The sequence below is a fragment of the Halomonas sp. AOP22-C1-8 genome, from assembly GCF_052378905.1.
Taxonomy (GTDB): Bacteria; Pseudomonadota; Gammaproteobacteria; order Pseudomonadales; family Halomonadaceae; genus Vreelandella; species Vreelandella citrativorans.
In genome coordinates this window covers 1-13968 of the sequence record NZ_JBQSYD010000038.1, presented here as the reverse complement: position 1 = coordinate 13968, position 13968 = coordinate 1, and the positions used below count along the sequence as shown (strand labels likewise).

Sequence of the window (13968 nt, the reverse complement as noted above, 5' to 3'; positions counted from 1 at the left end):
CGCCAGCCAAAAAGCGAGCAAAAGGCCGTAATAGCGCTTGACTTTTTTAAGAGCCAGGCTGGAAAAATGTTTTCCACACTATCTGTGGATAACCTTGTTCATAACCTCTCACAAATGCCCCTGAATCGCCATGAACAGTGACCTCCCCTTAAATTGGTCATTTTTTGACCGCGTGTAAGTCCTTGTTTTTAAACAAGATAAGTTAATTCGAATATTTTTCGCGGGTGCAGCATGGGGTTGTGCACAACCTTTAGCAAGGACCACCAAAAGTGGACAAGTCAAGCGAAAATACCACAAATAAAGTGAGGATTTAGCGGCTCAGCTAGATAACAGGCAGGAAAAAACGCAGCAAATGAAGGAGTTCATTACTACATCAATATGGGGATAGAAGAGCATAAAAGATATGGCGTCCCATAGGGGGTTCGAACCCCTGTTACCGCCGTGAAAGGGCGGTGTCCTGGACCACTAGACGAATGGGACGTTACGACAAACAAACTAAATGGTGGAGCCTAGCGGGATCGAACCGCTGACCTCAACACTGCCAGTGTTGCGCTCTCCCAGCTGAGCTAAGGCCCCACATGTCCTGAAGACGGAGCGTATAATACTGATTACGCTCGTCTTCGTCAAGGGCATTAATACCCCAGAAAAACGCCAGACGCCTAACGTCAATGGAGAATGGCGTTTCCTGCAGCCATTAGCTGAACGACTTACAGATCGCGGTACTCTTTTTCAAAACGTTTCGCTTGTTTCTTGGAAACGCCACCCAGCACATCAATAGCGTTGCGCAGACGCGCACGAGTGATATCGGAACCCAGAATCGCCATGGCATCCATAACAGACGTGCTTGAGCTACTGCCTGTAATCGCAATAAAAATCGGCGCCAAGAATGCTTTCATTTTAAGCTCGAAGTACGCTGACAAGCTCTTTACTTCGGCCAGCAGCGCTTCTTTATCCCAGGCAGGTAGCACCTCAAAGCGCCAGACCAGGAACTGCAGCAATTTCACTAACTCGTCTTTCTCCAGCTTAATACTGGCGAAGTCATCTTCTGTAAGCGTAGGTAAGCCTGAGAAGAAGTGCCCGGCTAGCGGCATGATTTGTGAAAGTGTTTCTACGCGTGGACGTACCTGGGGCAAAATTTGCCTTACATAGGCATCATTAAACGCCCATTCGCGCAGCGCAGTAAGCAGCGCATCATCATCCAGGTCCTCGCGGATATAAACGCCGTTGAGCCAGGTAAGCTTCTCAAGATCAAACACCGGGCCGCCCAGCGATACACGCTGAATATCAAACTCGGCCATCATATCGGGTAAGCTAAATTTCTCGCGCTCATCCGGCATGGACCAGCCCATACGGCCAAGGTAATTGGTAACCGCTTGAGGTAAAAAGCCCATCCGACGATAGAAATTAATCGACGTGGGATTTTTACGTTTGGACAGCTTGGATTTGTCGGGATTACGCAAAAGCGGCATATGGCATAGCTCAGGCATTTCCCAACCAAAGTATTCATATAACAGTTGGTGTTTGGGTGCAGAGTTAATCCATTCTTCGCCACGCAGCACATGCGTGATTTCCATTAAATGGTCATCTACCACATTCGCCAAATGGTAAGTAGGCATGCCGTCCGACTTGAGCAGTATCTGCGCGTCAACTTGTGCCCACTCCACTTCAATCGTACCGCGCAGCATATCGTTTACTACACAGACACCTTCGCTGGGCACGTTCATACGCACGACATAAGGCCAGCCTTCCTGCTGCCGGCGTGCAGCTTCTGCGTCATCCAAAGCCAAGTCACCCGGCTTGAGAGCCAGATGCAAGCCTGCTGCCTTACGCGACTCACGCAGCTCATCCAGCTCTTCTGCAGTGCGGTAGCATTTAAACGCATGGCCAGCGTCCAGCAACTGTTGAGCATGCTGCGCATAAATATCGCCACGTTCGCTTTGGCGGTACGGACCGTGTGGGCCGCCAACGTCAGGCCCCTCATCCCACTCCAACCCAAGCCAGCGCAAGGAGTCCAGAATCATCTGCTCTGACTCAGGCGTTGAGCGTACGCGGTCCGTATCTTCAATGCGCAAAATAAACTGCCCGCCATGCTGACGCGCAAAGCATAAATTGAACAGCGCAATATACGCCGTGCCAACGTGGGGATCCCCCGTCGGGGAAGGTGCAATGCGAGTACGAACGGTCATCAAGACATCCTTATAGCGAGAAAGCGTAGCGATATTATACCTACCCTACGCATAACCAACAGCGCTGTAGATGGAACGACTTTCATATTAAAGCGTCTTACAAAAAGTAATACGGTTATAAGATTACAAGATGCGCGACACTGAACAATCGCTTAGTATGGCGCGGCGTCGATGATCGGCGATCATGCTTATAAAAAGTGCTTAAACGCACTAAGCGTGCTCACATCGCTGCAACTGTGGTTGAAGTAAACTTAACGAGCTTACACAGCTCAATTATAGGAAATCGAAATGGAATCGCTAGGCTCACGTATTAAGCAATTGCGTCTTAGGGCCAAGCTCAACAAAGCTGCCCTAGCACGTAACGTTGGCGTGTCGGATGTTACTATTTCCTACTGGGAATCAGGTGCAATTAAACAAATTGGTCACGAGCGTTTGGTCGCTCTAGCCGAGGCGTTGGATTGTTCACTTGCTACCTTGCTGGAAGGCGACACCGCCCCTCAACTGTTGACGTTGAAACACACTGGCCCCCTCCCCTGGGAACAGGTGCAAGCAACGACAATTACCGTTCCACACCATTTAGCGTTAAATATCGACTGGAAAGCACCCTGTGTTATGGCAACGCCAGATTCAGGCACTGACTTTTCACCCGTCGCAGCCAATGATTTACTGCTGCTAGGCCCAACGCACGTATTTCATAAAGCCGGGCATTATCTTGTCAGTCGCGATGAGCGTTTTGTACTTGAGCACTTTGCAAAAGCGCCTTCTGACGTAGAAATACATGCGGTACTGTTAGCCCATTGGCGTTCTGTCTAAAGCATCTACATCCCCGTAAATGTTAATGCACTTCCACCTGGTCACGTGTTCGTCTTGGCTCCTCCCCCACCAAGAAACGGCGTGAGTAGGTGGCCACTTGACCCAACCCATGGCGGGATTGGCTAACCAGCTCTCCCGCCAAATTCTCCCCGCGATTACCGATCACGGCTTGTACGGTTTGAGGCTGCACACTGGCTTCGGAAAGCTGCACCTGTACGATATAGCCACCATCCGGCAAACCGCTTCCTGAACCAAATGGACCGGCAATAAAACCTCCGTCACTAACCCGCGCACGTGCCCTCCAGCGCACACGACTCACTTCGCGCTCGACAATAACCTGCACCTGCGCCTGATCAGGTAGATTGGTTTCTCCCTCCACCATCAGGCGCCGATCAGGGCGCAAGGCAACCGATGTCGAAATAGCGACTTCCAAGGGTACGATGGTCGCAGGCTCTTCCGCTACAGAAGCGTCAGCCGGTTGCGTTCTGGTAGCTGTCTGTTCAGATACATTACTCGGCGGTTCATCTTCGGAACCGCTGCATCCTGCAGCCGACATCGTCACCACCATTAATAGGCCAAAGCCCGTTTGTCGCTTATACCCTGTTCGTAACTTACACATAGTGCTTCCTCAAAAACGGCGGCTTCCAGATTATCACTGCCACCTGCTGGCAGCAGTGAATTCGATCACTCATGAAGCATCAGGAAGAGGAGCGATGGCGGTCATAAGCAAGGTGCCGTTTGGGCTACTTCATTTCAAAGCCACGCTGAATCAAGAAGTCGCGCATATGGGGTCGTAGTTTGTTATCAAACAGCGGCTTCAGGTTTTGTGACCAATCGGTGTCTTTATTACCACTGCTACGCGACTGATAATACGCCTGCATGGTGTCATCAAACGCTTGCACCTGCGCACTGTCGTCGCTGTAGTAGTCTTCTTTTAAGATCGCTTCAACCGGCAGGCGGGGCTTTACCTCCGGCTCATGAGACGGATAGCCAAGGCACATACCAAATACAGGGTAAACATGCTCAGGCAGCTTTAATAGATCGCTAACCGCTTGGGGGTTATTGCGAATACCGCCAATATAACAGATGCCCAGCCCTTCTGATTCAGCAGCTGTCGCAACATTCTGCGCCATTAAAGCAGTGTCTACCGTGGCTACCAACAGCTGTTCTGTCATCCCTCGAACAACGTTGGAACCCGCCCGCTCAGATGCCTCGGTTGGGCGCTTCATATCAGCACAGAAGACCAGAAAGTCCGCACAGCTGGCAATATAAGGCTGTCCACCCGCTAACTCAGCAATCTGCTCGCGATTAGCCGGATTTGTAACATGAATAACCGTATAGGCTTGAACATGACTGGACGTTGCCGCGCCTTGACCCGCCTGGATAAGTTCGATCAGCAGCTCACGTGCAATCGGCTGATCCTTGAATTTTCGAACTGAACGGTGGGATTTCAAGAGTTTAATAACGTCGTTCATGGTACCTCGCCTTTATAAATCAGTATCGCTTATCAACACTAGAATCGCACAGCCGCACGCTAATAGCCTACTGCTAAACGCTTTTATCCAATAAGCGCAAACATGGGCTTGCTTAGCGAAGCTGGCTGTCTTTACTACCTCGGCGATTATAGCTGCTAGTGTTCGACTGTTTCTTGTCGTGCTCGTTCTGGCAAACAACGCACAAGCGAACCCCGGGGACTGCAAGGCGGCGCGCCTCAGGAATCATCTCATCGCACTCCTCACAATACTTACGGCTTTTGCCCTGCGGCAGCCGACTGCGGGCAAGCTCGACAGCATCATCCAGTGTTCTTTCGATTTGCTCTTGTTCGGCACCCTCTTTTGCCCATCCGCCTGCCATTATTGAATTCCCTACTCGCTGGTTTATCTATCAAGGTAGCAGCTATCGGCAGGTCACGAATATTCCACTAATGGAATCGCTTAGCGTTAAGAAATTTTCCTTACATACAAGGATGTTGTAGCGCTTCAGGCTATACTCTTTGATAATCCCCTGATGAAACATAACGATGCCAGGAAGCTGCCATGAATAACATTAAATCTGATGCCTCTGGTCAAGAGTGGAATGCCGGACAATATGCGGAAAATGCCCATTTTGTTCCCAAATTAGGCAGTGACGTCGTAAAGCTGCTCTCGCCACAACCAGGCCAGCGCATTTTGGATCTGGGCTGCGGCGACGGCGCATTAACCGAACGTTTAATGCATCTTGGTGCTGATGTATTAGGCATTGACTCATCAGAGGAAATGGTCACAGCCGCACGCCAACGCGGCGTTACCGCTCGTGTTGTTGATGCCCATGAGCTTCCGTTTGACCACGAATTTGATGCCGTTTTCAGTAACGCCTCACTTCATTGGATGCTGGATCCTCAGGCTGTTCTTTCTGGTGTTAAGCGGGCTTTAAAACCGGGTGGGCGGTTCGTGGCTGAGTTTGGCGGGCACGGTAATGTCGCGGCTATTTGTACCGCGCTCATTGCTTCGCTTCAGTTTCGGGGTATTAGCGCTCGCGGTCGGCACCCGTGGTATTTTCCGACCACAGAAGAGTACGCACACCTGCTGCAAACGGTTGGTTTTCAGATAGATTCAATTGAGCTGCTTCCGCGCCCTACCGCGTTACCGGCGGGGATGGCAGGCTGGCTTGAAACCTTCGCCAATCCGTTTTTACATGGATTAGAAGATGATCTTCGAGACTCAATTATGGATAACACCATGATTCTTCTTGGTCATAGCTTAAAAGATGGCCAAGGAAACTGGACAGCAGATTATGTCCGCTTACGCGTCTCAGCCCACGTATAACCTGTTACAGGCCACCTGCCAGAGCAACATGCTTTGTAGCCCCGGCAGGCTCCAGCCCCCGTTCTTAAAACAGCTAGAGTAGTTAAAACGGTTAAAACGCGTCCCACTCCTCAGTTGCCCTCTCTTTAGCAATACTCTCTCTACCAATGCTCTCTTTGCCAACGCTCTCTTTTATGACGGCTTTTTTCGCAGGCAGTTGGTTTGATGAGGTGGCAGGCGCCTGCTCATCTAGCCGAAACGTCGCTATCAACGTGGCTAACTGCTGCGCCTGGTCTTCAAGCGCGCTGGCTGCACTACTGGTTTGTTGCACCAGAGCAGCATTTTGCTGCGTGACCGAATCCATTTCAGTGAGTGCGGCATTAATCTGTTCAATGCCCCCATTCTGCTCACGACTTGCCGTGGATATCTCGCTCATCAACGTGGTTACTTGCCCAATCGCCTGCACCGTTTGTTGAATCGTATGCCCACTGCGTTCAGCCTGTTCCGCGCCGCCGTTAATTTGTGATGTTGTTTGCCCAATCAGGTCACGAATTTCTTTGGCGGAGGCGGCACTGCGCGTAGCCAATGAGCGAACCTCACTGGCAACAACCGCAAACCCACGCCCCTGTTCCCCGGCTCTAGCAGCTTCAACCGATGCATTAAGGGCGAGGATATTGGTTTGAAAAGCAATCGAGTCAATAACCCCGATAATGTCGTTAACGCGGCTTGCGCTGGATGCAATGTCACGCATCAACTGTACCGTGCGCTGCACTTCTTCGCCGCTAGCTTCCGCTGATTGAGAAGCAGCGATCGACAGCTGGTCTGCAGTGTGAGCGGTTTCTGCGTTTTTGCTCACGGTCGCTGACATTTGCTCCATGCTGGAAGCGGTTTGTTGCAGCGCAGATGCCTGCTGCTCTGTGCGCGAAGAGAGGTCCTGACTTCCCGATGAGATATCGCCCGCGCCATTAAAAACGCTCTCGCTACTACTGCGTAGAGAGTGCACCAGTGCTTTCAGCTTGGCCTGCATGCCCGCCAGGGCGCTGAACAATTGGCCCACCTCGTTATGCCCTCGCGCTTCAATGCGGTCGGTCAAGTCTCCTTCGGCAATGGTGGCAAAATGCGCTATTGCCTGGTTAAGTGGGCGCACGACGCTGTGCATCATGGCCATACGGATAATAGTGGCGGCCACTAACGAAAGAATGAGCAGCGCTAATGCAATCACGCCGACCGTTTGGGTCAAATTCCCCACCTGCTCGATCACGCGCTGCCCCCGCGCTTCGGTGTAAGCGATAAAACCGTTCATGGCCTCATCCATCCGTACACCACTCTCGCCTAATGCCTCCTGGTGACGCTGCACTTGGAACGGCGGAGCCTCCAGCAGGGGTACAATGCCGTCGGTAACAAATGCCTCGTAGCTTAAAACAACAGCCTCACGGTAGTCGGCAAGCTCACTCTCTTCTGGCACCGACAACGCACTGAATTCATCAAAATTCGCTTGGGCCATTGCTACGGCCTCAATCGCCAGCTGGCGGCTTTCCAGGCCTTTATCAGGATTGCCTTGCGTACTGAAGCTTGCAAAACGGTCCAGGAACGTTTGTGCTCTGAGTGCATTGACTTGGGTACGGTTGGCAAGATTAGTTAACCGAACATTGACATCGGCTAACTCCTCAAGCGCTCGGCCGCTGGTGTGATTGGCATAAAACCCCAATCCACTTATCAGTCCTATCATCAATACCATCAACGCGAGCGCTGCGGTCAAAGTCCACTTAATAGAGAGATGTCTCATCCAGTTGATTCCCTTGCCGTTTATGGTTGTTCATTACTATCGGCAAGAGTAAACCAAGCTGAAATACTTTATGTGCCACTATCGACCTATGTATAACTAAAAGGTATAAAAAAACCCACCATGGCTCAGGCCAAGATGGGCAAATACCGACGCTTTTTTTAAACAGCGGTATTTTTAAGGGTTGCCATATCAATCACGAAACGATAACGCACATCGCCTTTCGCCATGCGCTCAAACCCTTCGTTGATATTATTGATATCCAACATTTCGATATCACACGTGATGTTTTGCTCAGCACACAGCGTTAAAAGTTCTTGTGTTTCAGCAATGCCACCAATTAAAGAACCTGCCACGACACGACGCTTGAATACCAGATTGAAGGCTTCAATAGGAGGCTCGATAGGCTCCAGCAAACCAACAAGAATATGCGTACCGTCGTATTTAAGCGCCTTTAGGTAAGGATTTAGGTCGTGCTGAACAGGTACGGTATCCATCATGAAGTCAAAGCTCTCAGCCACGGCTTCCATCTGTGCTGGGTCGCTTGAAACCACCACATGGTCGGCGCCATTACGCCTGGCTTCTTCTACTTTGGCATCGGAACGAGTAAAGACGGTCACTTCTACGCCAAGTGCTTTGGCCAGTTTCACAGCCATATGGCCCAAACCGCCCATACCGATAACGCCCAGCTTATGTCCTTTGCCGATACCAAAGTGCTTAAGCGGCGAATAGGTAGTGATACCTGCGCACAAAATAGGGGCTGCAGAGGCAAGGTCGATGCCATCAGGCATGCTCAACACGAAATGTTCGCTCACCACGATGCTATCGGAATAACCACCCTGGGTAATCGTGCCGTCTTGGCGGTCTTCACTACCGTAGGTCATGGTGGACCCTTCCAGGCAGTACTGTTCAACGCCATCGTTACAGGCACTACAGGTGCGGCAAGAATCAACCATGCAGCCAACGCCCACTAAATCACCTGCTTTAAAACGGCTCACCTGACTGCCTACCGAGGTGACTCGGCCTACAATTTCATGCCCCGGCACGACCGGGTATTGGCTCATGCCCCAATCGTTCTGAGCAAAGTGCAGGTCGCTATGGCAAACACCGCAGTAAAGAATTTCTATGGCGACATCATCGGCACGCGGTTGACGACGTTCGAATGAAAAAGGCGCTAACGGTTTATCCGCCGCAAAGGCAGCGTAGGATTTAGCTTGGCTCATCAGATAAAACTCCTTAAATCGGTGATCCTCGTGACCGTGAGGACGCCTGACCATTATTCGCCGATTAAACCGCAATAACGATGAGCGAAGCTCCGTATTTTTTGCCTATTCCTACAAATAACTGTGATTAAATAACAAAAATAAACCGATATTATGGCACTATTATCCGAAGCCACCCATTTTTGCACGTTTCTGGAAGGTCTTCATGAGCTCGTTGCTTCCTACCTACCCGCCCTTGGCGCGCACTATTGCAGCGCTAACCCAGGCAGACGGCATCACCCAGACGCATCTACCGGGCGTCTCGCTGCTGTGTTTGGGGCGCCATCAAGCTCGCACTCCGTTACTGTACGAGCCCAGCTTGACCGTTATCGCTCTGGGCCGGAAAGTGGGCTATCTGGGAGATCGTGAAATTCACTACAACCCCGGCCACTACCTGGTACAGACCCTGCCGCTGCCGTTTGAGTGTGAAACTCATGGCTCACCCGAAGCACCACTACTGGGTATTTCAGTAAAGCTGGATCCGCCCTTGTTAAGCGAGATGGTCATGGCCATGGGCGATGCCAGCGCACCCGCCCTTTCTCCCAAGCCCATGGCATCCGTTGCCATGACAGAAGGTATGCAGCATGCCGTTGCCCGCTTGACAAACACGCTGAAATGCGAAACAGAGTGTGCGGTCATGGGGGTGTCGCGCATCCGCGAGGTGGTTTTCGAGGCGCTGAAAGGAGAACAGGGGCCCGCACTCAGGGCGCTGGTGAACGGCCAAGGGCACTATTCACGCATTGTGCAGGTGCTATCGAAGCTTCACGTAAACTTCGCCGATGAGTTTACGGTTGAACAGCTGGCTCAGCGAGCCAGCATGAGCGTTTCGACGTTCCATCACTATTTCAAGCAGATTACTCGCACCTCGCCAGCCCAGTACCTAAAGCGGCTGCGGTTGATAAAAGCCCAGCAGCTTCTGTCGCAGCAGGGCCATAATGTCAACCAGGCGGCATTGGCGGTCGGCTATCGTAGCGTGCCGCAATTCAGCCGTGACTATAAACGCTACTTTGGCGAATCTCCCCTGCAACATCGTCGCCAAGAGCAGATGTTGCAGGGGTAGTTATCGCTTACTTGGCTAGCTCACTGGCGAAATTACTTTGCAGACTTACTTTGCAAAGATTTGGCTCTTGTCCTTGAACGCCTTGAACTCTAGCGCGTTGCCACAGGGGTCGAGCAGGAACATGGTGGCTTGCTCGCCCACTTCACCTTTAAAGCGTACGTAAGGCTCAATCACAAAAACGGTGTTGCGAGACGTCAAGCGCTCAGCAAGTGCCTCCCACTCATCCCACTCTAAAATTACGCCGAAATGCGGCACCGGTACGTTGTGGCCATCTACCGGGTTGGTATGGGCATTCTCTTGGCTGGGCGTTTTAGGGTGGCCGTGAATTACCAGCTGGTGACCAAAAAAGTTGAAGTCGACCCAGTTGTCACTGGAGCGCCCTTCTTCCAGACCAAAAACGTCGTTGTAAAAAGCCCGGGCTAGCGCTACATCGTAAACCGGGATGGCCAAATGAAAGGGGGAAAGGCTCATAGTGGTCTCCTGCTCGCTCTCGTTATGTAATGAGTGACACGAAGTGCCAACCCGCGATGGTCATCCTAGGCCGAGCTTTATAAAAATAAAATCAATATCTTTTTCTTCAACTCACAAATATTATTTATCAATGATACGAGAGCTTAAAACCCTAACAGCCGTCGCTCAAGAAGGTACCTTTGCCTCGGCAGGCCAGAAAATCGGCTTAACGCAAGCGGCTGTTAGCGCACAGATGAAGCGGCTGGAAGCACAGCTGGGCGTTACCCTGTTTGCCCGAAAAGGGCGTGCGGCGGTATTAACGGCGCAAGGCCAGGACGTTCTTCAACAGGCGTATACCCTACTCGCCCTTTACCGGACACTTGGCGAAGCCAATACCGATACGCCTGCCAGCACGCCGGTGAACATAGGCGCTATTGCCTCCATTCAGCGCTCGCTACTGCCCAGTGCCTTGGCCCGTTTTCACCGAGCCTATCCCGACTGCCGGAGCCGCGTGGTGCCGGGGCTCTCCATGGCGCTGGTCAATCAGGTGGATGCAGGCGAGCTTGATATGGCGGCCATTATTCGCCCGCCTTTCTCACTGCACAGCGATTTACGCTGGACACCACTAGCCCATGAACCTTACCGCCTAATCGTCCCGGCCTTAACGGAAGGCGATGATTGGCGCAAGCTGCTCAGCCGCGAGCCTTTTGTGCGTTACGACCGCACCTCGTTTGGCGGCCGCCAAGTCGACCGCTTTTTACGCGCCCAGCACTGTCATGTGCATGAGCTGTGTGAGGTGGACGAGCTGGATACCATTATCCAATTGGTGGCCAACGGCGTGGGCATTGCCCTGGTGCCAGAGGTAGCCGCCCTGCAGCCCTGGCCACCAGCGGTGCGCGCCATCCCGCTGGGTGAACATACGTTTCATCGGGATGTAGGATTGATTCATCGCGCAAGCAGCCAGTTAAGTGCCCCAGCCCGCGCGCTTGCCCAGCTGATTTGTGAAGCTGCCAATCCCCACTATTGAATCCAAAAAAAAACGCTAGCCCCTTAAAAAGGGGTTAGCGTTATCGACCACACCTGACATGGCACACTAGTGCATTCAGGGCTTAAGCAGGCAAAACCTTACAGAGCAACTTCTTCTGTTTCGGCGTCCTGCTCTTCGCTTTGTGCATCAGCGTTTTCGTCAGCGCTGCTCTCATCACCGGCATCAGAGGCTTCTGATTCAGGCTGCGCGTTTTCAACTTCCGCTTGAACGTCTGTATCTGTTTCAGCAGCATTCATCGGCTCATTCAGCTTAAGCGCTTCTGCCGTGTATACCCGCATTTCACGCAGCAGCTCCGGATTTTCAGAAAGACGCTGGCCGTAAGACGGTACGATTTCGGTCAGCTTTTCCTGCCACGCATCGCTTTGCACTTGCTCAGCAAACACGTTTTCCAGCAAATGCAGCATAATGGGCGGCGCGGTTGAGGCACCGGGTGAAGCCCCCAGAAGTGCAGCGATTGAGCCGTCTTCAGCACTTACCACTTCGGTACCAAACTGCAGCAGGCCGCCATGTTCAGGGTCGTTCTTGATGATTTGAACCCGCTGACCGGCGGTCCAAAGCTTCCAGTCATCGCTGTTCGCTTCAGGGAAAAAGTCCTGCAGCGCTTCAAAGCGGTCGTCATCGGACATCATTACCTGACCCACTAGGTAGCTCACCAGATTGAAGTTATGCAACCCCACCTGGGTTGTCGGCCAGATATTGTTAAATGTTATGGAGCCAAACAGGTCGGTCCAGGAGCCTTCTTTCAAGAACTTGCTTGAGAACGTGGCAAATGGGCCAAAAAATAGCGCAGGCTCGCCATCCAGGTTGCGGAAGTCCAGGTGCGGAACCGACATCGGCGGAGAACCTTCACCGGCTTTGCCATACACTTTGATCTGGTGCTGGGCGACAATCTCAGGGTTGGTGGTGTAAAGGAACTGGCCACCCACCGGGAAGCCGGCGTAAGCGTCCGCTTCCGGAATACCGGATTCCTGAAGTAGCGGCAGCGCAGCACCGCCCGCACCAATGAACACAAACCGGGAATCGATGGTGGTTTCATCACCGCTTTCCAGGTTTTTGATCGTCACGTGCCAGGTATCGTCGTCGTTACGCTCAAGACCGCGCACTTCACTGTTAAGCGAAAGCGTGAAGTTATCGCTATCGCCCAGGCCTTCGACCATCTGGCGAGTCTGCGCGCCGTAGTTAACTTCCGTACCCATCTGCATACGAGTCGCGGCAACCGGCGTGTTCTCATCACGGCCAGCCATCACTAACGGCATCCACTCAGCGATTTCCTGGCGATCTTCCGAGTATTCCATGCCTTCATAAAGCGGGTTTTCGGTCATGCGTGCGTAGCGTTCGCGCAGGAAAGCGACATCGTCTTCCCCCCACACCAACGCATGATGCGGCACCGAATTAATAAAGGCTTTCGGGTCGCTCAGGATGCCCTGATCGACCTGGTGGGCCCAGAACTGGCGGGAAATTTCAAACTGCTCGGTAACGTTAACCGCACGCTCAATTTCAACGTGGTCGCCATCACCCGGCGTATAGTTCATTTCCATGAAGGCAGAGTGGCCGCTGCCTGCGTTGTTCCAGGCATTGGAACTCTCTTCAGCGACCTGGCCCAAGCGCTCGTAAAGATGGATATCCCAGTCGGGTTCTAATTCTTGAAGATAGGTACCTAGTGTGGCGCTCATGATACCGCCACCAATTAATACAACATCAACAGGCTCATCCGCCGCAACGGGCATCGCTGCAAACGCTAAAAGCGGTGTGCAGAGTAAAAAACGTAAATGTTTATGCATGTCATATCCTGACGATACAGAAATAACTTGCCGAAGCTATAATTGCCCGGCATCGAGGGGGGTATTGACTTCGACTAAAGTCTAGCAAAATTAGATCTTTTCGGAAACCAATGCGATAGACACGCACAAAGGAAAGTAAGACATGAGACCTGAAGACCTTGAAAAACTGGTAACTCGCACCATGCCGTTTGGCAAACACCAGGGCTGGCTCATTGCCGACTTGCCGGGGCCCTACCTTAACTGGTTTGCGCGGGAAGGTTTTCCATCGGGAGAGATTGGCCAACTGCTGCAGCTAATGCAGGAAATTGACCATAATGGGTTAAGCGACTTGCTGGAGCCGTTACGAAAGCCGTCCAAGTAAGGTTACGCGTTTGAGCGCGACGCCAATACCTGCTGATATTCATGACGATACGCCTTGGCATGTTGCGTGGTGTCATCGGAGAAGCGCCCCAGCGCTACGGCCAGCTCAAAAAAACCAGCAGCGGGCATATTATCGCCCCGGCGGCTTACCACCAGCGCGGCGATAAACGGCTGATGGGCAGCAGCATCATCGCGCATAAGCTGCTCTAGCGCCTGAGCCACCCGCTGAATAGTACGTGGAGGTGTCAGACCCAACGCCGCAGCCACTTGCTGATAGGTGATCGGTAATGTTTTTTCGGGTGCCGTGGTGAGTAATTGGCGCACGGCAGTCGCAACATCTGTCATAAAAACCCTGTTAATGTCTGTCTCACCTACTGTCTCACCTACTGTCTCACGTACTGGCTTTATCGCTACTCACTATCACGCTGAGACGGTCAGTGAT

14 protein-coding genes and 2 tRNA genes are annotated in these 13968 nt (G+C 52.2%); 5 read left to right on the top strand and 11 right to left on the bottom strand.

The annotated features are described in order from the left end of the window. Window positions 1-404 precede the first annotated feature (404 nt). The 3 genes from ACT3TY_RS16375 to gltX all read right to left on the bottom strand — a co-directional run bounded on the left by ACT3TY_RS16375 (window position 405) and on the right by gltX (window position 2186). Window positions 405-480: transfer RNA gene (locus ACT3TY_RS16375), tRNA-Glu, on the bottom strand. A 20-nt stretch (window positions 481-500) separates the two neighbouring features. After that, window positions 501-576: transfer RNA gene (locus tag ACT3TY_RS16370), tRNA-Ala, on the bottom strand. 131 nt (window positions 577-707) lie between these two features. Continuing rightward, window positions 708-2186: a glutamate--tRNA ligase gene (gene gltX / locus ACT3TY_RS16365; RefSeq protein ID WP_193054819.1), complete on the bottom strand. Its 1479-nt coding sequence runs from the start codon at window positions 2184-2186 to the stop codon at window positions 708-710. Window positions 2187-2474: 288 nt separating this feature from the next. Here gltX and ACT3TY_RS16360 point away from each other — a divergent pair, with 288 nt between their 5' ends. Next, window positions 2475-2999 (top strand): helix-turn-helix domain-containing protein, encoded by a 525-nt coding sequence (locus tag ACT3TY_RS16360; RefSeq protein ID WP_087106281.1) that lies wholly within the window; start codon window positions 2475-2477, stop codon window positions 2997-2999. A 22-nt stretch (window positions 3000-3021) separates the two neighbouring features. On the opposite strand, the gene ACT3TY_RS16355 is transcribed toward ACT3TY_RS16360, so the two are convergent. The 3 genes from ACT3TY_RS16355 to ACT3TY_RS16345 form a co-directional block, all read right to left on the bottom strand. Continuing rightward, window positions 3022-3618 carry a hypothetical protein gene (locus tag ACT3TY_RS16355; protein ID WP_444628914.1) on the bottom strand — a complete coding sequence of 199 codons (597 nt, stop codon included), beginning with the start codon at window positions 3616-3618 and terminating at the stop codon, window positions 3022-3024. Window positions 3619-3742: 124 nt separating this feature from the next. Then, on the bottom strand, window positions 3743-4474 hold the full coding sequence (gene nfsA / locus ACT3TY_RS16350; RefSeq protein ID WP_172117213.1) for an oxygen-insensitive NADPH nitroreductase: 732 nt from the start codon (window positions 4472-4474) through the stop codon (window positions 3743-3745). 112 nt (window positions 4475-4586) lie between these two features. Continuing rightward, window positions 4587-4853, bottom strand: coding sequence for a DksA/TraR family C4-type zinc finger protein (locus tag ACT3TY_RS16345; RefSeq protein WP_444628913.1), 267 nt, complete (start codon window positions 4851-4853; stop codon window positions 4587-4589). Window positions 4854-5035: 182 nt separating this feature from the next. Here ACT3TY_RS16345 and ACT3TY_RS16340 point away from each other — a divergent pair, with 182 nt between their 5' ends. Beyond that, entirely contained in the window at window positions 5036-5803 is a 768-nt protein-coding gene (locus ACT3TY_RS16340) for a class I SAM-dependent methyltransferase (RefSeq protein WP_444628912.1), read from the top strand. Between the two features lie 91 nt (window positions 5804-5894). On the opposite strand, the gene ACT3TY_RS16335 is transcribed toward ACT3TY_RS16340, so the two are convergent. Both ACT3TY_RS16335 and ACT3TY_RS16330 read right to left on the bottom strand, forming a co-directional pair. After that, entirely contained in the window at window positions 5895-7568 is a 1674-nt protein-coding gene (locus tag ACT3TY_RS16335) for a methyl-accepting chemotaxis protein (protein WP_444628911.1), read from the bottom strand. 158 nt (window positions 7569-7726) lie between these two features. Further along, window positions 7727-8788: an NAD(P)-dependent alcohol dehydrogenase gene (locus ACT3TY_RS16330; RefSeq protein WP_444628910.1), complete on the bottom strand. Its 1062-nt coding sequence runs from the start codon at window positions 8786-8788 to the stop codon at window positions 7727-7729. A 205-nt stretch (window positions 8789-8993) separates the two neighbouring features. Between ACT3TY_RS16330 and ACT3TY_RS16325 the strand changes: the two genes are divergently transcribed. Further along, entirely contained in the window at window positions 8994-9887 is an 894-nt protein-coding gene (locus ACT3TY_RS16325; RefSeq protein ID WP_444628909.1) for an AraC family transcriptional regulator, read from the top strand. A gap of 45 nt (window positions 9888-9932) precedes the next feature. On the opposite strand, the gene ACT3TY_RS16320 is transcribed toward ACT3TY_RS16325, so the two are convergent. Beyond that, a complete protein-coding gene (locus ACT3TY_RS16320; RefSeq protein ID WP_444628908.1) occupies window positions 9933-10358 on the bottom strand; it encodes a VOC family protein in 426 nt (141 codons plus the stop codon). A gap of 130 nt (window positions 10359-10488) precedes the next feature. Between ACT3TY_RS16320 and ACT3TY_RS16315 the strand changes: the two genes are divergently transcribed. Beyond that, the gene (locus ACT3TY_RS16315) at window positions 10489-11364 is read left to right on the top strand and encodes a LysR substrate-binding domain-containing protein (RefSeq protein ID WP_444628907.1); all 876 of its coding nucleotides are present in this window, start codon (window positions 10489-10491) and stop codon (window positions 11362-11364) included. 98 nt (window positions 11365-11462) lie between these two features. Here the strand turns inward: ACT3TY_RS16315 and mqo are convergent, their stop codons facing one another. Continuing rightward, complete coding sequence (gene mqo / locus ACT3TY_RS16310; protein ID WP_444628906.1) at window positions 11463-13166, bottom strand: malate dehydrogenase (quinone); 1704 nt, start codon at window positions 13164-13166, stop codon at window positions 11463-11465. A 142-nt stretch (window positions 13167-13308) separates the two neighbouring features. Between mqo and ACT3TY_RS16305 the strand changes: the two genes are divergently transcribed. Further along, window positions 13309-13527: a DUF3820 family protein gene (locus ACT3TY_RS16305; RefSeq protein ID WP_172117222.1), complete on the top strand. Its 219-nt coding sequence runs from the start codon at window positions 13309-13311 to the stop codon at window positions 13525-13527. 2 nt (window positions 13528-13529) lie between these two features. On the opposite strand, the gene ACT3TY_RS16300 is transcribed toward ACT3TY_RS16305, so the two are convergent. Beyond that, window positions 13530-13871: a hypothetical protein gene (locus tag ACT3TY_RS16300; protein ID WP_444628905.1), complete on the bottom strand. Its 342-nt coding sequence runs from the start codon at window positions 13869-13871 to the stop codon at window positions 13530-13532. Window positions 13872-13968: the final 97 nt, after the last annotated feature.

Bases quoted from the DNA above. Each gene is read 5' to 3' on its own strand.
- ACT3TY_RS16330 (WP_444628910.1), bottom strand. From the start codon at position 8,788: ATGAGCCAAGCTAAATCCTACGCTGCCTTTGCGGCGGATAAACCGTTA.
- ACT3TY_RS16360 (WP_087106281.1), top strand. From the start codon at position 2,475: ATGGAATCGCTAGGCTCACGTATTAAGCAATTGCGTCTTAGGGCCAAG.
- ACT3TY_RS16315 (WP_444628907.1), top strand. From the start codon at position 10,489: ATGATACGAGAGCTTAAAACCCTAACAGCCGTCGCTCAAGAAGGTACC.
- ACT3TY_RS16335 (WP_444628911.1), bottom strand. From the start codon at position 7,568: ATGAGACATCTCTCTATTAAGTGGACTTTGACCGCAGCGCTCGCGTTG.
- ACT3TY_RS16305 (WP_172117222.1), top strand. From the start codon at position 13,309: ATGAGACCTGAAGACCTTGAAAAACTGGTAACTCGCACCATGCCGTTT.
- ACT3TY_RS16355 (WP_444628914.1), bottom strand. From the start codon at position 3,618: ATGTGTAAGTTACGAACAGGGTATAAGCGACAAACGGGCTTTGGCCTA.
- ACT3TY_RS16300 (WP_444628905.1), bottom strand. From the start codon at position 13,871: ATGACAGATGTTGCGACTGCCGTGCGCCAATTACTCACCACGGCACCC.
- ACT3TY_RS16325 (WP_444628909.1), top strand. From the start codon at position 8,994: ATGAGCTCGTTGCTTCCTACCTACCCGCCCTTGGCGCGCACTATTGCA.
- ACT3TY_RS16340 (WP_444628912.1), top strand. From the start codon at position 5,036: ATGAATAACATTAAATCTGATGCCTCTGGTCAAGAGTGGAATGCCGGA.
- nfsA (WP_172117213.1), bottom strand. From the start codon at position 4,474: ATGAACGACGTTATTAAACTCTTGAAATCCCACCGTTCAGTTCGAAAA.
- mqo (WP_444628906.1), bottom strand. From the start codon at position 13,166: ATGCATAAACATTTACGTTTTTTACTCTGCACACCGCTTTTAGCGTTT.
- ACT3TY_RS16320 (WP_444628908.1), bottom strand. From the start codon at position 10,358: ATGAGCCTTTCCCCCTTTCATTTGGCCATCCCGGTTTACGATGTAGCG.
- ACT3TY_RS16345 (WP_444628913.1), bottom strand. From the start codon at position 4,853: ATGGCAGGCGGATGGGCAAAAGAGGGTGCCGAACAAGAGCAAATCGAA.
- gltX (WP_193054819.1), bottom strand. From the start codon at position 2,186: ATGACCGTTCGTACTCGCATTGCACCTTCCCCGACGGGGGATCCCCAC.